At 47.1% G+C, this 19,398-nt stretch carries 21 protein-coding genes; 15 read left to right on the top strand and 6 right to left on the bottom strand.

Annotated elements, in window-relative coordinates:
* Nucleotides 1–546: 546 nt before the first annotated feature.
* The 9 genes from accD (at nt 547) to AM1_RS17640 (ending at nt 6,353) form a co-directional block, all read left to right on the top strand.
* Nucleotides 547–1,461, top strand: coding sequence for an acetyl-CoA carboxylase, carboxyltransferase subunit beta (gene accD, locus AM1_RS17600; RefSeq protein ID WP_012164232.1), 915 nt, complete (start codon nt 547–549; stop codon nt 1,459–1,461).
* Between the two features lie 51 nt (nt 1,462–1,512).
* Nucleotides 1,513–1,776: a translation initiation factor IF-2 gene (locus AM1_RS17605; protein ID WP_236618922.1), complete on the top strand. Its 264-nt coding sequence runs from the start codon at nt 1,513–1,515 to the stop codon at nt 1,774–1,776.
* Between the two features lie 208 nt (nt 1,777–1,984).
* Nucleotides 1,985–2,473: a photosystem II cytochrome c-550 gene (gene psbV, locus AM1_RS17610; protein WP_012164235.1), complete on the top strand. Its 489-nt coding sequence runs from the start codon at nt 1,985–1,987 to the stop codon at nt 2,471–2,473.
* A gap of 7 nt (nt 2,474–2,480) precedes the next feature.
* Nucleotides 2,481–3,059 (top strand): photosystem II cytochrome PsbV2, encoded by a 579-nt coding sequence (gene psbV2 / locus AM1_RS17615; RefSeq protein ID WP_083776725.1) that lies wholly within the window; start codon nt 2,481–2,483, stop codon nt 3,057–3,059.
* Between the two features lie 241 nt (nt 3,060–3,300).
* Nucleotides 3,301–3,630: a cytochrome c6 PetJ gene (gene petJ / locus AM1_RS17620; RefSeq protein ID WP_012164237.1), complete on the top strand. Its 330-nt coding sequence runs from the start codon at nt 3,301–3,303 to the stop codon at nt 3,628–3,630.
* A 151-nt stretch (nt 3,631–3,781) separates the two neighbouring features.
* The gene (locus AM1_RS17625; protein ID WP_012164238.1) at nt 3,782–4,681 is read left to right on the top strand and encodes a ChaN family lipoprotein; all 900 of its coding nucleotides are present in this window, start codon (nt 3,782–3,784) and stop codon (nt 4,679–4,681) included.
* Between the two features lie 16 nt (nt 4,682–4,697).
* On the top strand, nt 4,698–5,003 hold the full coding sequence (locus tag AM1_RS17630; RefSeq protein WP_012164239.1) for an antibiotic biosynthesis monooxygenase family protein: 306 nt from the start codon (nt 4,698–4,700) through the stop codon (nt 5,001–5,003).
* Nucleotides 5,004–5,094: 91 nt separating this feature from the next.
* Nucleotides 5,095–5,826 carry an SDR family NAD(P)-dependent oxidoreductase gene (locus tag AM1_RS17635; RefSeq protein WP_012164240.1) on the top strand — a complete coding sequence of 244 codons (732 nt, stop codon included), beginning with the start codon at nt 5,095–5,097 and terminating at the stop codon, nt 5,824–5,826.
* Nucleotides 5,827–5,939: 113 nt separating this feature from the next.
* Nucleotides 5,940–6,353: an agenet domain-containing protein gene (locus AM1_RS17640; RefSeq protein ID WP_238549004.1), complete on the top strand. Its 414-nt coding sequence runs from the start codon at nt 5,940–5,942 to the stop codon at nt 6,351–6,353.
* Between the two features lie 17 nt (nt 6,354–6,370).
* Here AM1_RS17640 and AM1_RS17645 read toward each other — a convergent pair whose 3' ends face one another.
* From AM1_RS17645 to clpS, 5 genes are all read right to left on the bottom strand, one after another.
* Entirely contained in the window at nt 6,371–7,471 is a 1,101-nt protein-coding gene (locus tag AM1_RS17645; RefSeq protein ID WP_012164242.1) for a class I SAM-dependent methyltransferase, read from the bottom strand.
* A gap of 45 nt (nt 7,472–7,516) precedes the next feature.
* The gene (locus AM1_RS17650; protein WP_012164243.1) at nt 7,517–8,422 is read right to left on the bottom strand and encodes a DUF3632 domain-containing protein; all 906 of its coding nucleotides are present in this window, start codon (nt 8,420–8,422) and stop codon (nt 7,517–7,519) included.
* Nucleotides 8,419–10,704, bottom strand: a complete 2,286-nt coding sequence (locus AM1_RS17655) for a hypothetical protein (RefSeq protein WP_012164244.1) — start codon at nt 10,702–10,704, stop codon at nt 8,419–8,421. Before AM1_RS17655 ends, AM1_RS17650 begins: the two co-directional genes overlap by 4 nt.
* Nucleotides 10,705–10,822: 118 nt before the next feature.
* The gene (locus AM1_RS17660; protein WP_012164245.1) at nt 10,823–11,104 is read right to left on the bottom strand and encodes a DUF2103 domain-containing protein; all 282 of its coding nucleotides are present in this window, start codon (nt 11,102–11,104) and stop codon (nt 10,823–10,825) included.
* Nucleotides 11,105–11,107: 3 nt separating this feature from the next.
* Nucleotides 11,108–11,419, bottom strand: a complete 312-nt coding sequence (gene clpS / locus AM1_RS17665) for an ATP-dependent Clp protease adapter ClpS (protein WP_010472195.1) — start codon at nt 11,417–11,419, stop codon at nt 11,108–11,110.
* A 194-nt stretch (nt 11,420–11,613) separates the two neighbouring features.
* Between clpS and AM1_RS17670 the strand changes: the two genes are divergently transcribed.
* From AM1_RS17670 to AM1_RS17695, 6 genes are all read left to right on the top strand, one after another.
* Nucleotides 11,614–12,510 carry an ATP adenylyltransferase family protein gene (locus AM1_RS17670; RefSeq protein WP_012164247.1) on the top strand — a complete coding sequence of 299 codons (897 nt, stop codon included), beginning with the start codon at nt 11,614–11,616 and terminating at the stop codon, nt 12,508–12,510.
* Between the two features lie 282 nt (nt 12,511–12,792).
* Entirely contained in the window at nt 12,793–13,002 is a 210-nt protein-coding gene (locus tag AM1_RS17675) for a chlorophyll a/b-binding protein (RefSeq protein WP_010472192.1), read from the top strand.
* Nucleotides 13,003–13,099: 97 nt separating this feature from the next.
* The gene (locus tag AM1_RS17680) at nt 13,100–13,720 is read left to right on the top strand and encodes a pentapeptide repeat-containing protein (RefSeq protein WP_041660953.1); all 621 of its coding nucleotides are present in this window, start codon (nt 13,100–13,102) and stop codon (nt 13,718–13,720) included.
* 51 nt (nt 13,721–13,771) lie between these two features.
* A complete protein-coding gene (locus tag AM1_RS17685; RefSeq protein ID WP_012164249.1) occupies nt 13,772–14,272 on the top strand; it encodes a GNAT family N-acetyltransferase in 501 nt (166 codons plus the stop codon).
* Nucleotides 14,273–14,798: 526 nt separating this feature from the next.
* The gene (locus tag AM1_RS17690; protein WP_238549291.1) at nt 14,799–15,377 is read left to right on the top strand and encodes a COP23 domain-containing protein; all 579 of its coding nucleotides are present in this window, start codon (nt 14,799–14,801) and stop codon (nt 15,375–15,377) included.
* Between the two features lie 75 nt (nt 15,378–15,452).
* On the top strand, nt 15,453–16,946 hold the full coding sequence (locus AM1_RS17695; protein WP_012164251.1) for a S1 family peptidase: 1,494 nt from the start codon (nt 15,453–15,455) through the stop codon (nt 16,944–16,946).
* 197 nt (nt 16,947–17,143) lie between these two features.
* Here the strand turns inward: AM1_RS17695 and AM1_RS17700 are convergent, their stop codons facing one another.
* Complete coding sequence (locus tag AM1_RS17700) at nt 17,144–19,087, bottom strand: lipoxygenase family protein (RefSeq protein WP_012164252.1); 1,944 nt, start codon at nt 19,085–19,087, stop codon at nt 17,144–17,146.
* Nucleotides 19,088–19,398: the final 311 nt, after the last annotated feature.

Raw genomic sequence — 19,398 nt, forward strand, 5'->3', positions numbered from 1 at the left:
TTAATCCAGGTGGGCTCAGCATAGCGAAGCCTTTGTACACGTCCCATGTCCTTGAAAGGCCCAATCTTAATAACTTTCATGAAGAATGAAGAGATCGCAATAGGGATCCCTAGAAGTTATATAAAATCCAGCCCAAGCAGATGGCAAAGGTGCTTGTCCAGCTGATCGTGATTTGGAATAAAAGACGCGCTCCGTATACGCTTAGAGTGCCCAGAAATGTCGTAACATTTGTCACCGAATTTCTGCGATTCCCAAAAACTTTACAAATGACAAAATATTTAAGACGCCAAGTGCCAGCGACAAAGTTTATGATTAATTAATAATTTCATTACAAAACCCACGAGCAATTCGGCCATAGTGGAGGATGCGTTATTCCTTCACTGCCAGCCTTACTAACGGGCAAGGTTACACTGTATTCGTTCCTAGGCAAAGCGGGGGAGACTTTGTTGGGCATCTCAAATGGGTGAGGATAACGGTAAACTTATGCCTCAATTGCTGCGGTCTTGCAGGTGCTGAATTCATTTTTGAGAGGAATCAAGCGTTTCCATGTCTTTATTTGATTGGTTTGCAAATCGACGAAAATCTCATCCTGTGACCAAAGCACAGCCAGAACGAGAAATCTCTGATGGCTTGTGGTCGAAGTGTGAGTCGTGTGGTGCTCTAACCTACACCAAAGATTTACGGGCCAATCAAATGGTGTGCCTAGAATGTGGCCACCATTTGCGCGTCACCAGTGATGAGCGGATTGCGCAGCTGATTGATGCAGAGACCTGGGTGGCGATGGACAATAACTTAGTTGCCTGTGACCCTCTCCAGTTTCGAGATCGCAAAGCCTATTGCGATCGCATTCAGGAATACCAAAGCAAAACTGGTCTCCAGGACGCTGTCCAAACAGGGGTGGGTGAACTTGATGGTCTGCCTCTCGCCTTGGGTGTCATGGACTTCCGGTTTATGGGAGGCAGTATGGGGTCCGTCGTTGGCGAGAAACTGACCCGTTTGATCGAGCATGCCACGCAAAACCGTCTTCCTTTAGTGATCGTTTGTGCGTCCGGTGGTGCTCGCATGCAAGAAGGGATGCTGAGCCTAATGCAAATGGCGAAAACCTCTGCCGCGCTAGATCAGCACAGAACCAACCGTTTACTCTATATCCCCGTCCTCACCCACCCCACCACTGGTGGGGTGACCGCGAGCTTTGCGATGCTGGGGGATATGATTTTGGCTGAACCCAAAGCAACTATCGGCTTTGCCGGTCGCCGGGTAGTCGAACAAACCCTGCGAGAAAAACTACCGGATGATTTCCAAACGGCAGAATATTTACTCAGTCATGGATTTGTGGATGCCATTGTCCCGAGACCAGAGTTAAAGCGAACCTTAGCCCAGCTGATTCGCATTCATGCTCAAATGCCGATGGCCTCAGATGTTTCACCTGCCGCTGTTCCAGTTGCCGCTGCCGTTGAATAGGGGATAGGGGGCTGAACCTTGATCCTCTTCCATTCCAGATTTGACCAATTTATGGAATCTGGATTTGGGAAAGGGACGCCTCAATGGCATGATATTAGATGGGTCAACCTTAATAAAATCAGTACGTTAATGATTATGGGGTTTGCAGACCTGTCAATCTCGGAAATAGCAGAGGACTATCATCTCTCTATCGAAGAGGTTTGTACATTATGCGATCGTTTGGGTGTCGCTTATAAAGCGCCCCACACCCGTTTAGCCCTGGAGGATGTCAAAGCACTTATTTTAGAAATTTTGGCTAACCAAGAAAATACCTAAGATCAAACCAATAGGTGACGACTCAGGTTTTAATTCAATTAAGCCTAAAACTCTTTTACTGCTTTATTCATGCCTTTTCCTCTTCTCATTTCTGTGGACTTGATCACTGTCACCAGCAACGGGCAGGTTTAGATAGAGTACCCAGTTCTGTAGAGTGGATTTAACTGTGTTGAGAGCCTGATAATTAAACGAAATTGAAAGGAGAACTATGCTGAAAAGATACATGTTGCTGGCGGTGGCTACAGTATTTTTTGCTTTTCAAGTATTAACCAGTACTGCAACTGCTGCTGAATTAGATGATGCGACTCGAACAGTTGCGTTAAATGAGGGGAGTACCGTTACTCTATCCACTCAGCAAGCGAAAGAGGGCCAGCGCTTATTCAACTTTGCCTGTGCAAACTGCCACATTGGTGGTGATACAAAAACTAACCCCAGTATCAACTTGTCTTCAGCTAGCTTGGCTGGCGCTAACCCCCGACGTGACAACGTTGAAGGTCTTGTGGATTACATGAACAATCCCACAACCTACGATGGTTTTGACACCATTTCTGAAGTGCATCCTAGTACTCAAAGTACGGATGTCTTCCCTCTAATGAGAAACCTGTCTGATGAGGATCTATTCGACATCGCAGGTCATATTCTCATCCAGCCTTCAGTGATCGGTGATCAGTGGGGTGGCGGTAAAGCCAACCGTTAAGTGTCCATTGGTTGTTGACCAGTATGAACGACGTTATCTTTATAAAGTTCATATTCGAGGCGGGCATCAAATGCTGAAATCGTGGCTCAAATGTTGTTTTCTTGCAGTTCTTTGGGTTTGTTTGGGAGTTTTCCCCAACAGTTCCATCGCCCAAGCTGGAGATATTGAGGACTATATTGTTCGGTATCTCAAGGTGACAGAACCTGTCCCTATCGTGATGGACGCTTCTGGAGAGACCCAATTGTTTTCTCCAGAAGAGCTATCAGATGGGAAACGGTTATTTGACGATAACTGTAAGAATTGCCATGTAGGTGGAGCGACATTGCCTAATCCTGTGCAATCTTTGTCAATGAAGAATTTGCAGGGGGCAACCCCTTCTCGGGATAACGTTGCTAATCTCATTGAATTTCAACGAGAGCCAACCATTTATGATGGTAGCGATGTTAGCTTTTGGTGCCGCCAGGTCCCGGATACTTGGCTGCCCGATAAAGAATTGGCAAATCTAGAAGCCTTTATTCTCAGAGCTGCTGAAGTAGCTAGAGGTTGGGGTACTGAAGATGTTGCTGATGGCATAGATTTTACTTAAGGTATTTGTCCTTAGAATTGCTTTAATCAAAGGATTAGTGCAATATCGATGCCGTTAAGGAAAGACTTGTAATCCTATGAACTCTCCGTTTGGGGTTCTAAAGTTGCAGGGACGATCCTAAAATAATGATGCGAGTCATCGCATTTGCCATAAATAAGCACCGTATATATTCATCATTTGGTGTCTGGCGTTAATAAGTTTGGTAGCCTTGCTGCCAATATGAATTGAGAGGAGAAACACGTTGAAAAAACTTCTATCTATTGCCTTAACTGCACTTGCTATCCTGACCTTTGCCATCAGCAGCCCTGTTTTAGCCGCTGATGCGGGTGCTGGCGCTGGTGTCTTCAATGCCAATTGTGCTGCTTGCCATGCTGGTGGTAACAATGTTGTCCAGGCTGACAAGACTCTAAAAGCGGATGCTTTGTCCGCTAATGGTATGGACTCTGCTGATGCCATTATCAATCAGGTCACCAACGGTAAAGGTGGTATGCCTGCATTTGGTGCTAGCCTTTCCCCTGCTGATATCGAGAACGTTGCTGCATACGTTTTAGATCAAGCTGATAAGTGGTAAGTCTTTCCAAATAACTAGTTCATAGTTTTCCCCCTTTTCATATGAAGAGGGGGTTTTGTTTGGCCGGCCGATTGCTATTTTTCGCACGGGTACTCACCATCTTTGGGTGGGTTTATGTCATCTTGTACCTAGTACCTGTAGAGATGTTCCTATGCGCCGAATTCGTCCATCTTACTTGTGGTCTTTAGGATTAGGACTATTCTTGGCCTGTGCACTCCCGACGATTGGCTGGCAATTAATTAGCGCTTCGTCAGCGGTGAGTGTTGAGCAAAAAAACCTTTTAGACCAGTTATCTAAAGTGCAAGTGGTCTATTTAGGGGAAACCCACAACAGTGTGGCGGACCACAAAGCCCAGTTAGCGATTATTCGAGGGTTATTTGAACGACAACCCAAATTGGCCATCGCTATGGAAATGTTTCAGCGTCCCTTCCAAGAGCCCATCAATCGTTATCTAGCAGGAGAGATCACGGAGGCGCAGCTGCAAAAAGAAACAGAGTATCGGCAACGCTGGGGATTTGACTGGGAATTCTATGCACCCATTTTGCGGTTTGCTAAGCAGCATCAACTTCCGGTCATCGCGTTAAATACGCCCACTGAGATTACGAAAAAAGTGGGTCGGCAGGGGTTGGAAAGCCTCACCCCGGAAGACTATACCTTTATCCCGCCTTTGGCCGATATAGACCTGAGCAATACGGCCTATCGTCAAAAACTCACAACCATTTATGAGCAATTTCATCACGGTCCCGCGTCTGAAGAAGGATTTGAACGGTTTTTTTCAGCCCAAGTTCTTTGGGATGAAACCATGGCTGAAAAAATAGCCCAAACCGTTCGTCAACAGCCTGATCAACTGGTGGTTGTCATCGCTGGGAAAGGCCATATTGAACAAGGCTATGGCATACCCGATCGGGTTTCACGCCGCCTTAGCAAGTTTTCTAGCCAGGATCAACCGTTTCGCCAGTCTTCTATTTATCTCAATCCGACAGAAGAGGCTCGCAAGATCGTGAATCCTCCCGCCGCCACGCATTTTTGGACTCAGCCTGGATCGGAATGATACCCAATCTCGATTTATGATTCTAGAAGTTGCAATCCTGGATGTCATTCCTGGTCAAGCAGACCAGTTTCAGGCAGACTTTCAACAGGCCCAACATATTATCGCTGCCATGCCGGGTTATCTGGGGCATGAGCTGCAGCGCTGTATTGAACAACCATCCCGTTATTTGCTGTTGGTGCACTGGCAAACGTTAGAGGATCATGTGCAGGGCTTTCGCCAATCTCCTCAATATCAACAGTGGAAGACGTTGCTGCACCATTACTATGATCCATTCCCGATAGTTGAGCATTATGCAGCGGTTTTTTCGCAAACAAAGCGTTGATCAGAGATTGCTATCGATATTGGGCCGAGAGGGATCGATATCGGCTGGTTTTAACCTCATCAACTCTGTATATACCTAATAGGAGATTTCTATGCTAGATGAGAATAGCAAGATTGCCCTAGTGACGGGGGCCAACCGTGGATTGGGGCTAGAGGTTTGTCGGCAATTGGCCCAGCAAGGTGTTAGCGTCATTCTCACGGCTCGTGATCGGCAGAAGGGAGAACAAGCAGCCCAACAGCTCCAGCAAGAAGGGCTTGAAGTGATGCTCAAATTCGTAGATGTTGCGGATGACCAGAGCGTGGCCCAGTTGGTGCATGACCTAGAAGGCAATCTCCCTCATTTAGATATTCTGATTAACAATGCAGGCATAAATTTTGATTTTCAGCAGCAAACCCTAGCGGCTGATTTGAATGATGTTCAGAATACTTTGAATACGAACCTGTTTGGCGCTTGGCGCATGACCCAGGCCTGCTTACCGCTGCTAAAGAAGAGTCAGCATGGCCGCATTGTGAATGTTTCTAGTGGAGCAGGGTCGTTTGCTGGCCCCAGAGGTCTGCAGGAGCAGGGCGGGGGATTGCCAGCCTATGGGATATCGAAAGCTGCTTTGAATGCGCTAACTGTTAAGCTCAGCCGCTCCCTACTAGAGACGGGAATTTTAGTTAATGCAGTTTGCCCGAATTTCACTGCGACTTATCCAGGAACAGAAGAGATGGGGGCGAGACCGGTTCCTGAGGGGGCCGCTGCAATTGTTTGGGCTGCGATGCTACCGGATGATGGTCCCACCGGTGGATTTTTCCGAGATGGTCAGCCCCTCCCCTGGTAGGGAGGATGTAATGGCAGATGCATGATATGAGACATGCTTCAAGTGGAAAAAACGCTGGGTCATTTGTCTCCATGGGCACCCTAGAGGTAGGTATGACCATGAATGTTATGACTATGAAAAAATCTATTTCATTTTTACTGTTGCTAACGGCCACTTGGTTTAGTGGTTTGACCCTGAGTGCTGAGGCCAGAGCTAAGTGTGTGGTTGGACAAAGGGGTGAAGTGTTATGGAAGGGGAAATGGTATCCAGCTCAGGTTCTAGATACGAGTGGTCGACAATGCTACATCACCTATGACGGCTATAGCAGTTCTTGGGATGAGTGGGTCGGTCCGAACCGTTTTCGTCCTTATGCTCCTGCCTCCTCTAATGCGGCTTATCGAGTGGGACAATCGGTGCAGATTTTGTGGAAAGGGAAATGGTACCCCGGACGTGTATTGGACGTCAGCGGGAACCGTTACTTTATTACTTACGATGGCTACAGCAGTTCTTGGAATGAGTGGGTTGGTCCCGCTCGACTGAGCCGATAGTAGAACGTTAATGCTGTTCACATATCTGCAGCAATAGTTAGACAGTCATGAAACGGCGCATCCGTTTTGAAGGCTTGGGGATTAATGTGGGTGAGGCTGGCCTGATAGCCTTGCTTGTGGAGTTGTGCAATGATGCGATCGCGTTTTGGTATATCCATTTTTCCCCACCGTCCAATGTCTGCAACGGAGTAAAAATAAGGCGGCATCAGGGCTTCATCTTGCATCACCTGTAAGAGTTGCACTCGATCGGACCAGCCCCATTCCTGGGCAAGCGTCTGCATAGAAGTGAGCCAGGTGGGATGATGCAATGGCCCTAGCCACATAGGACCGCTGAGGGTTAACGGTGGACCTTGGTGGGGGCAGGTGGCTCGGCTGAGCTGGTCCCAAGCGACGGTTTGATAGTGACCGCAGTGGTGACAATAGCCGATAAATCCCAGGCCATGTTGGGATTGGGATGCGGTGACCTGGATGAGTACCCGATAAATTTGGCCTTGAAAATAAGAGAAAATGGGCTGAATATCTTGTCCTAGGATTTGAGCTTGTTGCCAGCAACTCCCTAACAATAGCCGTAAGCCTTGTTCATGGGCAGCAGGATGCGTTCGTGCCCATGCTCCCAGTAAGCGCTGGCTATGCTTGGGGTTGTGTCCCGCTAAGGTGCGGCTATCCGTGCCCGTGATATAAAGGAGTCCACCTGCTTTAACGGTTTGTAGACAGCCTTGCAGAAAAGGGGTAGGCAAGCCAAAACTGTCCAAGTCAATGAAATCAAACTGTTCTGGGCATTTAGGAAAGAGCTGTGCGGCTGAATGATACGAAAGCTGATACCGCTGCGGGGGCAGTTGGCTTAAATTATCGGTTAAGACAGTTGCCATGTCAGGGTTCGCATCGTTAGCCCAAATCCAATCGGCACCACTTTCTAGGGCATAGCGTTGCGATCGCACCCCACATCCGGTCATCACATCTAAAACTGTTAGGTGACCTATTTTTTGGCGATAGACAGCCGCCGCCAATATGCCTAAATCGCGGGCGGGTCGACTGCTGGGGCGAAAAAATGCTGGCCCAACTTTAAATAGAGCTTTGCCTTCTTGGAATTGATCAGTGGCGTTCCCAGACCATGACATTTAAGGGGTTTGCCCCAAACAACTTAGCATCTCGCTTTAGCCTCCTCACACAATATCTCCAGGATGAGCATGACATGCTACCGGCCGCTTTGAGATCAGGGATTGAGAGGGAGAGGATGATCGCTTATCAGTTCGCCTGAAATACCATTGCCCCCATAAGACCAAGCCAGCGATTGCGATGACGCTGACCACTACTAAAATTCGATATCGTTGGGCCAAACGTTTTTGGCTAGCCTCCATGTCTTGTCGCAAGCGATGTTCAACGGCTTGAATCTGTGACTTGAGCTGAGCAATATTGGGCGAGAGCGTTTCGAGGGATTCGAGTCTATATTCTACTGCTTCATATTTGAACGCTTCTATTTGGGTGACCAAGCGGGCAAGTTGATCGCCCTGACGGGTGAGCTGCGCTTCTAAGGTATGGACGAGTTGGATCTGTTCAGACTGTTGTTGTTGCCAATGGCTATTTTGCGTATCGGACGTTTGACGCAGATGAGCCATGTCTATTTGCAACTGTTGGATGTTCTGGTCCTGATCAGACCTCGCTTGTTTGTCTTGCTGCACCTGTTGTTTGAGCTGAGTTAATACTTGCATGATGCTTTCATGCTGCTGTGTGGCTTGATCTATCCCCGCGATTTGTGTCGAGACCGCTTGGATGCTTTGGCTGCAAGTCTCTACTTGCCTTGCTAGGGTGTGATATTGCTGTTCTAGGGTCTGCCGATTGTTGTGGAGCAACGCCATCGTTGTCTCCAGGTCGAGCACCTGAGCGGATAAGAGTTCGGCTTGCTCAGTGGCGGCTGTGAGGCTTGCCTGCTGTTGCTGCATGGCCTGGAGCAGTTGTTTGACTTCATCCACACGACAGGCTTGTTGGACGAGATGTTCGCCGCGCTCGATGCCAGTGTGAATCAATAGTTCTAATTTCTCCAGTCCTTGGAGCGTTTCTAAATCATTCATAGCGTGAGATGGTCAATAACGTCAGCTAAACGGGTTTGTAGCGCTTCTCCCAAAAGAATCAGCAGATCACCAGACTGATCCAATAGTTCAGGGAAAGGGACATCCTCCAAAATATCCAGGTCAAACTGTTTGCGCACGCGTAGGGCCTCATAGATTAAGCCTTGATGGTCTAGGTCCTCCGCAATCTGATGGCCTAAACGTTGATACTCTGCTGCATCCGTCTGTTGAAGCGACTGGGCTGTGGCGACCGCGTCCCAGGAGCGGTACATGGCTCGGAAGAGTAAACACCGTAATGATACTTCCAGCTCTTCACCCTGTGCATGGTGTAAAATCATAGGATTGCTCAAGATATCGAAACGGTCTTGAAGCCGTTGTAATGCCGCTTGCTCCCAATCATTGTGGTCAATCTTAGCCGCTTGCAAGAGTGCATAGGTATCGGCATATAGATGGAGTGGATCGGTTGTCAAACTCGTCAGTAAACGATGGCGGATCTCGGTTGCCCGCTCAACCGCATCGGTACCGCCCACAGCTTCTATAATCCATTGAATCGTTTGGTCAACCGCTGCAGCGTCCTCTAACGGAATCTGGTCACAGTGGACCAATGCATCGGGAACAAGCCTAGTCATCTCGTCGACTTCCAGGCGAGTGGCCAGGACCAAGAGCCGTGCCCGCGTTCGGGTTAAGAGGGTATACCACTGGTAGGCTTGTTCGGAGGTGGGAATATCTGTCGATGTAAAGGTCGGTAAAGCGATACAGCCTTCAAATTCTCGACCTTTAGCTTGGCTGACATCTAGGAATTCTAAGGCCCGAGTGGTGGGATAGAGCAGATCATTCAGGTGCGATCTCAACACTTTGACTTGTTGCGCTAACTCCACCCTTAAATATCGATGCTGCGAGTTCTCTTGCAAGGGAGAGCATTGCACCAAGCGCTGGAAGAAGCCCATGATGTCTGCCTGCGACTCACACACGAGCAGTCGGACGGGGTCACCCACTTCTAGGGCATCTTCAGGTTGGGCAACTGCGGCTGTAATCGTCCGTTTCCCTGGGTCACCGTGTTTCGTAATCGAGAGAAAGGGATTGGCAAATTGCAAGATGTGACCCGAATTTCGATAGTTAGACCGAAAGGGTTGGATAGATTTGTCCAATTCTAGCTGTCCCCACTCAAAGTCAACGGGCTGAATCCGCTGATTTAAATCGCCCAGCAGCCACAAATGGACTCGGTAGGGATGATGAGTTTGCCAGGATTGGCATAGGGCAATCACGGCTTTGAGTTCTGCCAGCAGATAGTCTTGGGCTTCATCAATAATGATTAAGGTATTTTTTGCGATCGGTGGTGGTTGATGAGCGAGCCGTTGAGCCACATCAAAGCGAGACAATTGGTTGCCTAATTGGCGTCTCCAATGGTCAGGCTTAATCTTTCTCAGGAGTTGAAGGCGCTGTTGGTTGCTATGAAACTGCGCACTTTTACGTAAATTCTTTGTGTCGTGATCCAAGATGTAGGCTTGATAAAGCAGAATATCTCGATATGAGATCGCTCCCAATGTCTTCAGGTGATGGCTTTGTTTGGCTGCGGCATAAAAAGCCTCCCGCTCCTGGTCTGGAGACGCTAAACAATCTTTTAAGTCAGGGTAAAGCTGACCTAACCAGGTCGCGAAAGTCATCGGTTGGAGTCCGTGGAGCCCCTCATCTTGTTGCTGCAGATATCGTTCAATCTCTTCCATGAGCAGCGAAGGCACGATTAACGAGACCTGCCAACCTTGTCGATAATACTTACTGGCCCAGCCTGTTGCCGTAATACTTTTGCCTGTACCTGGCGGGCTTTGAATCAGTCGCGCAGAAAACTCAGTGTTGTGCTGGGCTAAGAGGTCATGGCCCACCTGCTCCTGCTCAGGCGTTAAGACGGGTGAATATTTATACCCGGCATCATAGACCCAGGCTCGCCAATCATTACCTGTCTCGCCGTGCCAAACGTAACAAGGACAATATTGACGCTGATCATAGTCCTGGGAGTAAGTATGGTCGTCCCGTGCATCAATACCAATGACCGTCTTATCGTAGGCATCCCTTTTCCAAATAATTCGGGCTGAATGACCAGGGATTTTGGTCCTAGATAGGGTTTTATAGCGGCCTTGTAAAGATTTGGTATCTAGTGCATTAGGACCCGCTCGCTTATGGTCTGCCTGCATTCCTGCCAAGATGGTCGGAATATCATCAAAAAACTGCTCAATTGAAGATTGTTTCAGATCTCTTAAAGCAGCCGGGATGAGCTTGATCCTAGTCATTGAGACTCAAACATCATTGGAATACACCACTAAAGCTATCAGACCATTGTTGCTAAATTATGCACAAGGTTGATGCGTCTTCAGCACTGGATGAGAAAGGTTTAATGGCTACTTAAGCCTAAATTTGGGTAATGGTGTTGACCAACTCGTCTGAACTCAATGTTGTGACAATAAAAACTTCTTGCACTGTCTTGCCTGAACGAGCCAAGACTTTAAAGCCGCCCCGAATGGGAACCGAAATTCGCAGCTTCAAGTGGGGGGCGTGGCCCTTGACTCGGCTAATCACGCCGGGGGTAACGGTTTGAATGCCTGGATAGTGAATCAATTTTCCTAAAATCTCAAGCAAGCCGGGAATATGGGTAGAGTGATTCAGCACTAATCGGCCTTTATTGCCAGACATCCCTTAAGCGGCCTCCAAGGGAGCCATGGTTAAACCCGCTCGCTGGAGCTGCATATGATAGAGTTCAGCTTGTTCTTGAGGACCGACCCAAACAATGGCCTGGCCTTCGAAATGAATTTGATTGGTTAATTCCCAAGCCTTGTCAGACGTCATATGGGGAATATAGGTCATTAATGTTTTAGCCACATGCTCAAACGTATTGACATCATCATTGACCACAATCACCTTGAAATTCGGATAGGGTTTCCGAACCGTTTTTTGTGCCTGTTTTTCTTCAGGGCGGGTAACAGGTGTTTGCACTGCGGTGATCGCCATGCGTGGACTATCTAGCTCAGAAAGCTTAAGCATGAGCTTAATTATTAAAGTTAAGAAATTAATTAGTTTACATTAGTTTAGCTTGTTGATAATGAGTTGCCTATGCCTAATTACCTAAGGTGCTCGATCTTTAGCCTAAACCCAATATTTGCAAAGGGTAGGTCTGTTTCTATGACTGAACTTTGGACTACTTTATGCCCATGACTAATGTCCAGCAACTGATTCCCGGTACGCTTCGAACGCGCCTGATTCATCGAACCCAGGAGGCTAAGAAGTGTGGGGCTCTACAGTCAATTGCCACCCACTATGAGCCAGTGATCGATGGAGAGCTGGAGTTTATGGTGCGGATTGTCTCTAACTTGGCCCGCAAGACGAAAGCCCTCAAAACCCCCAAACCCAAAAACTTTAATCCCTTCCTTCCTTACGAAGCAGATCTATTCGTATCTGATCTATCGGATCAACATCTAGTCTTATTGAACAAGTTCAATGTGGTGGATAATCATCTGTTGATGGTGACACGGGAATTTGTCAGCCAAGATACGTGGCTTGATGCCGCCGATTGTTTGGCGTTAGCCATTGTCTTGAGTGAAATGGAAGGGTTGGCGTTTTATAACGGCGGGTGGGCGGCAGGGGCGAGTCAACCCCATAAGCATCTGCAGATGGTGCCGTTACCGTTTTTCCCCGATCGCTCTGATTTACCGATTTCACCTGTCATCACTGCAGCGGATTTACAAGGTATAAGTCAAAGTCCAGCGTTGCCGTTTGTACATGGGATCGCACCCCTGTCTCTAGACTGGACAGACACTCCGCAGGACCTAGCACTGGTGTTACTAGATACCTATTACCAACTCTTAGATGCTATTGGTTTGCCATGGCAATCGGATACTACCGAAGCGACCGGTGCTTATAACCTGCTAGTCACGAGAGACTGGATGCTGATGGTGCTGCGATCGCAACCTAGTTTCGAAGGCGTTGCCATCAACTCGTTAGGGTTTGCTGGATCTTTATTGGTACGCAATTTACAAGAGTTAGAGCATTTGAAGCAGATTGGACCCATAACTGTCTTACAGAATGTGGGAGTTGCTTTGTAAGGGGTAGTCGAGTTTGGTGACTCGCTTGATCTGGCTTAACGGGTTGGACCATCAAAGACAGCAGTGACAATGGACTCATTACCGCTTTCAGCAGGGTGGCTTGTCATGACTCGTTACAAAATTAATTTAATTTCTTGATCGCTAAAAATCTTTCCTTGTAAAGGATCTAATGCGATAAGACTCCTGCCAAAATCTGTTGATGACATTGATTTCTTTACATTTCATAATGCTTGTGTTACATTTATTTACATAAGCAAATCAAGTATTTACGGAGCACTTCCCATGACTAAAGGATTCACTTCAGACGATCGCGGTTACGTTAACAGCTTTGCGGTTGAGCCTAAGACCTCCGCTCAGGAAGAGCCCGTATTTGGTTTCAACAAGAATGCTGAGCGAATCAGTGGACGCCTAGCCATGGTGGGTTTCATGTCCATCCTGCTTTTAGAACTAGCCACAAACCTCAACTTCATCCAAATCGTGACGGGTGTCTAACAACTGATCCAATTGATTAGATCCTCATCTGCAAGTAGGTGGGGGTCTGCCTTGGATGGGGGATTCTATCCAGGCCTCGTTGTTAGACTGTAAAGCCATGCTAGTTGACCTTCACTCCGACTCCCTCATTGAACAATATGCGAACGGTATCCGAGACTTTAGCTCCACAATTTTGACCGGGGATAGTCTGTGTGAACTGTTGCTAAATGGTATTAATTTTGAACAGGCAAACCTAGCTCGGGTCAATATGAGCCTGACCCAATTCCGCGGGAGTAACCTCAGAGGCGCGAATTTATCCCAGGGACTACTGTGGCGTACAGACTTTATGGATGCCTGTTTAGAAGTGGCTAACTTAAGTCAATCCAAGCTAATTCGAGCAACTTTAACACGAGCTAACTTAAGGCAAGCTCTACTGGCAAAAGCAGATCTCAGGGTTGCGAATCTACGAGCAGCCAATTGTCCAGGGGCAAATCTGGCAGGAGCGGATCTTCGCTATGCTGACCTGACTGGCATTAACCTCAGTGGTGCAAACCTCAGTGGTGCTGACTTAACTGGTGCTGATTTAACCGGTGCTGATCTAAGTGGGGCCATTTTAACCGGCACTATTCTTAGGCAAGTAGATTTAAGTCAGGTGATCCTACAGGATGTAGACTGGAACCATCGCCACATGGACGTTCTAGAAAACAATCCAGTGTTGACTGCGACTGAAAAGAAGTAATTGAGCAGCGACTATAATTTGAGGACGTAGCGATGTGCGATCGCGTCCTCTATGCTTACCCTTCGAGATTATGCCAATTCAGATATTGAGGCGTTGGTAGCACTAGCTAACAACAAATTGGTTTCGCGTTTTTTGGTTTACACCTTTCCTTATCCCTATACCCGAGCTGATGCAGAATGGTGGATTGCTGAAGGGGTGACGGCTGAAGGAGATATAACTAAGGTCATCGAATATAACGGCCAATTTGTGGGTAGTGTCGGCATTACTCGTAAAACAGGTTGGCGTGACCACCTCGCTGAAATTGGCTATTGGTTAGGAGAACCCTATTGGGGAAAAGGCATTGCGACCCAAGCAGTTCACCAAATGACTAAGTATGCTTTTTCCGACCTAAGATTGCAGAAGCTTTATGCGCCTATTTTGGCTCCGAATCAAGCTTCGATGAGAGTAGTGGAAAAATGTGGCTATGAGTTGGAAGGGGTACTCAAACGGGAAGTGTTTAAAGATGGGCAGTATTATGACATTCATCACTTCGCCAACGTATTGAAGATTTAAGGGGTAAACCACTTTTTTTGCAAAACTAGGTCTACTTCATCTGATGGCTTTCAATAGTCCCATTAATGTAAATCTCATCTGTTGGTGTAATCGATGGTTCTTTCTAAGCTGTGAATAGAATGACTCGAGAGTCTACATTTTAGGAGTTTGAGATGCCAGTAATTGGATTGTCTCGGAGCTATATTTGGTCTTGTATTGTGGTGCGATCGCAAAAAGATTGATGCTTTCTGGTAATAAATTTATATGGGGTTGTGAGTTTGCTCATTCTTAAAAGATTTTCTGATTTGAAAACTGAATTGATAATGATTAATTTTTTGGAAATTCCAAAAAATGAAAATAATTGATTTTATTGTCTAGGCTTTATAAACTCAATAAAGTTGGTAGTGAGTCTTTGTTGAGGAAATGTAATCTCTAAAGAAGAGATGGCTATATCCAAGTTTATTGAGTTTATTAGGTATATAGCGTTTGATGTAATTTAAGCTTGGACTTGACTATGAAGCGTTACCCAATCATATCTTTGCTGACAGTGCCCGTCGTCGTGGGTGCAGCCTTGGGGGTGAGTCACTCCCCAGCACAAGCGAGTGAACCTCGATTTAGCTGTGGCCAAAGCCAAAATACGCCCACAACGCTGGCTAAAACGAAACAAGGCTTTGTTGCTGTGATTCGGTGGACTTCAGAACATTTTGCCGATTCAGGTTGGACCCCAGAAGCCCGTTGTCAAAAAGTATCGGGCTTGTTTGAACAATACTACCGTGATGGGTCACTAAATTACTTAACAACTAAGTGGGATAGCAAAACGCGACAAAATATTGTCTGCGTTGCGCCTGCACCCAAGAAGGGGTGTACGGGGGTGCTATTTACCTTAAAACCCGGTAGTAACCCTGGTAGAACACTGCAAAGGTTAATGGATTTGCGGGTACGAGCATCCAATGACCCCCTCAATGAGACCAATCGGCGTGTCTATATCAAGATGGATGAATTTTTGAATTCCAGACCGACCATTGATGCGACTCCGACAGCCTCTTCTAACAACAGGAAACCCTCTCAACCCCAACCCGTTGAAAACTTAGCGCCCTCTCAACCTAAACCAGATGATATTTGGTAGCTCCGGGTTTTCTGGTAAAGGTTTTGAACATTGGAGTTTGATTGGAGAGTCCCGCTGGATAGGAGGAGTGGATAGATGAAATTTGGCTATGGAATCCCATCGGTTTTGGTGGGGGCAGCAACAGTCATTGTGGTGCAATCGCAGGCTGTTTTAGCGCTGTCTGCTTCCCAGGTTGCCAGTATTGCTGAGCAAATTAGCGTCAAGATTGATGGACAAGCTCCAGGTTCAGGCGTGATGATTGCCAAGCGAGATAAGACTTACTTTGTGCTGACGGCAGCTCATGTTGTCGAAACGGATGATGAGTACGAAGTGATTACGCCGGATAATCAGCGCCATTCATTGAGCTATGCACAGGTCAAAAAACTGCCCGGCGTTGACCTTGCTGTCGTGCAGTTCAATAGTAATAAGCCCTATCAAATTGCCAATTTGGGTGATTCCAGCCAATCCCAGCGGGGCATGACCACCTATGTCGCCGGGTGGCCGTTGACGGGAACAGCGATCACGCAACCCACGCTGTTATTTCAGCAGGGGATTATTTCTGCCAATTCCCAGGTGCAGCAAGATGACGGTTATGGATTAATTTATACCAACAACACCTTGCCAGGAATGTCTGGAGGGCCAGTCTTGAGTGAAGAGGGAACGTTGGTAGGCATTCATGGCCGTGGCGAAACGGATCGCCAAGCTAGCACTCGCAATCCAGATGTGGTGGTTAAGGTTGGCTATAACCTGGGCATTCCAATTAGTACGTTTCTGTCCTTAGCACCTCAATCGGGACTTAATCTGGATTTGCAGATTGCAACCTCTCAAGCAACAGCTCCGAGTACGGAGGCAAAACCTTCAAAGGTGGATGATTTGATTGCCCAAAGCGGGAATCAACTCTATCAGGGCAATAATGAAGCCGCTCTGGGCGCTCTCAACCAAGCGATTGAAACGGATCCTAGGGCAGCGGATGCCTATCGATTAAGGGCGGATGCTCGCATGGCTTCGATTGGTTGGAGCTTTATGGAGGGCCGATCTAGGAAGAATCGCGATCTAGTCTTGGCGGCACAACAGGATATCAATGAGGCGATTCGCTTAAACCCGAACTTAAGCGATGCGTATACCATCAGAGCCTATCTCAAGTTTGTCTTGCAAGATGGCGCAGGGGCAACAGCCGATATTAACCAAGCCCTGAGGTTAGATCCTCAGAATGCGATGCCTTATATCCTGCGTGCCAATCTACTAGCCGATCAGCGGCAGTGGCAGATGGCCATCGCGGATGCCAATCAAGCCTTAAAGCTGGATGCCAATTCCCCCTATGCAGCCTTTGCCTATAGCGCCCGAGGTCTGGCACGGGCCAGTATCCGAGATATTTCAGGTGGACTGCAAGATTTGACCAAGGCGATCAATCTATCTCCTGGAAATGCCTTGTTTTATATGAGTCGTGGCACGGTTCTGGCTCTGAGTGGTAAGAGAAATGAAGGACGGGTGGATCTGGAAAAAAGTGCCAGTTTGGCCCAACAGAAAGGCCGGACTGAGGTCTACAAAGAGGTCACTAAACGCTTGAATTTACTGAAACGTTTGCCCTAGGGGTTGGCGTATTTTGATCGCTGATTTTGGCATGGCCTAATCCTTATATTCCATGATCAAATTCGATTCTGGAATAGAGTGATTAAACCTGAGTTCGGGATAAGCTGAAACCCTTATTTTTTATATGAGTTGACGGCTTTATATGTCTGTATAAGGATTTCAAAAAATGTACTTAACCTGAACTCAGGTGATCTACCTTAAATGTTGGTACTTTGGGGAATCTTGGATGGGAGCAAGATGTCGTAATAAGTGGGTCGGGTTTCGTTCCGGTCTTGAATGATCAACTCAATTTCTTCTAATCTTTGTTGGAAGTCTCGGAGGGCCTGTTTAACTTGGAGGTCCTTGAAGTAGGTATGGTCGTTAATATCATCTAAATCCACATCATTGGCTTTGTAATATCCGAGCTGAGTATAGTAGACCGAACCCAAGGTATACCCTAGATCCAACTGTTGTTCGGCCAAACTCAGGGGTGGTAGTAAAGAGAAATAATCTGCTTCACTGGCTTTCTCTGCCGTCGGACCTTCATTGAACCCTGCTAGGGGCATATTGGGGACGAACGTCATCAATGATGCTTGAGGGAAGTTGACAGATGCATGTTGGGCACTGCAGGTAAAAATAATGAGCGTTGTCGCATTAATGAGGTAATCCAAGGTGCGAATTTTAGGCTCGGGTTCTTCTGGAGTTGATTCACCGATTTCAGTCATCTGGCCTCCATCTTCAGCTCGTAGCTCGGCTAACCAATCCTGGAGGATGTCATCCTTGAGGACTGCATCATCATCTTTGTAGTAGATCTGAAGATAGGCCTCAACCCAATCGTGAATGGCGTGCCAAATCAGTAATGCATCATCTCGATACGGGTAGTCCGGTAGCTTTTGTAGGTCGTCCACGCCTCGCGATGCAAAGGTTTGGGGGAGCATGGAGTCATTGAAAGAAAAGGGGTAACCCTTAGCGCCTTTGACGCTGAGCTGAACAGATGACTTTAAGGTGCCAAATAAGATTTTGTCTACGGTGCCACCTGGAGCAATTAAGCTATTGGCTGCCGCATTGTTGATAAATAAGGTGCCTTCGAAGTGGGGGAGGAGCAATTTACCCAGTGGATGCTCTGTTCCTAGGCGTCGGTAAGTGCCTAAAGCAATGGGCTCAATCCAGAGATGAGTCCGCCCTAAATGAGAAATCAATTCATGGTAGTTACCATCGGCGATTTGAACGACGGTCTTGGCCATGCGCCAAGCGAGCCGCTCCTCTTTATCGGCTTCTAGACTGGGTGGTGTAAATATCGGGCTGCCTGCTTCTTGGTGGCATTGAATGGCAATCGGTTGGAGGAGGCGACCGGGACAATTTCCGGATGCGATCGCAAATAAGGCCAACGGCGCATATCTATACTTTGGAATTTCGCGATCCTTTACCTCAACAGTACCCGCATCAATTTCTTCTAGAATTTGATAGTCTGCCAGATAGACTCGGCCATCATTCAAAGCTGCTTGGAGGGACTCACTATCTCCCATCACAGCTTTAAACTGTTGGTCAGTGACTTGGAAATGGTCTGGGAGTTCAGAAATGCGGTTAATCACGAGGGGGTTGGCTCCGGCAACCCGTTGAGCGGCAAAGGCACGATCTTCTAGGAAATGGTTGCTAATGTCCGGTAAGTAAATGATCTGAAAGAGATCGCGATAGTCAGCTAAAGAAGTTTGCTCTCTTGCCTCTCTCGACTCAGCCGTTTCTTGGATATCCTTGGCTATGGCGGAAATGCGGGCGGAGACTTTTTCAGGATGTTGCTCGTCCTTTACATCATGCTTGATATTTTGAGACTGGGCTCTGTTGCCAAAAATATTGGAGAGACCCCGTACGAGATTATTGATAGCATTGAAAACCCGCTCCAGACCTGACTGATAGAGGGGATTTTCTAGAATTCGATACAAGCGGATAAACGTAATCAGACGACAGGCTGATCCTCGGCGGACGGATATATCCTGCATGGCCTGATTGGCAATAATTCTGAGTACAACGGAAACGAGGTCTCGAGTCCAGGGCCATTTTGTCAAAGATTGGTCTGCTGGAAACACCTCCTTGGCCATTGGATATTTCAATTCAGGGGAAACGTCTTTCAGGGCATCGTATCGATATTCATATTGTGGCGTCATATTCACTCCTATTTGAGACGTTATTCTAATAGAACTTTAAAAATGTTTGGGGCTACTAGAATCATCAGATATGGCGCAGGACCTTATGCGAATTGCAAAGACTTATGTTCAATTAGTTACTAGTCTTTGCAAACCCTGAAAGTCTTTCAAAATAAGGTTTAGCTCTAGATTGCTTGTGTTTTGAGCTAGGTAAATCTTGATATTCATTTACATCTTCTATTGCCTGGAATAGATGCTTGAAAATTAAAAATATTTTTCTTCGAATGACTCAAATATTATGGTTGGCAGAAGAAAAAAGAAGTTGGGTCTTA

Origin of the sequence: Acaryochloris marina MBIC11017 (assembly GCF_000018105.1) — a bacterium.
In the GTDB taxonomy this organism is placed as follows: Bacteria; Cyanobacteriota; Cyanobacteriia; order Thermosynechococcales; family Thermosynechococcaceae; genus Acaryochloris; species Acaryochloris marina.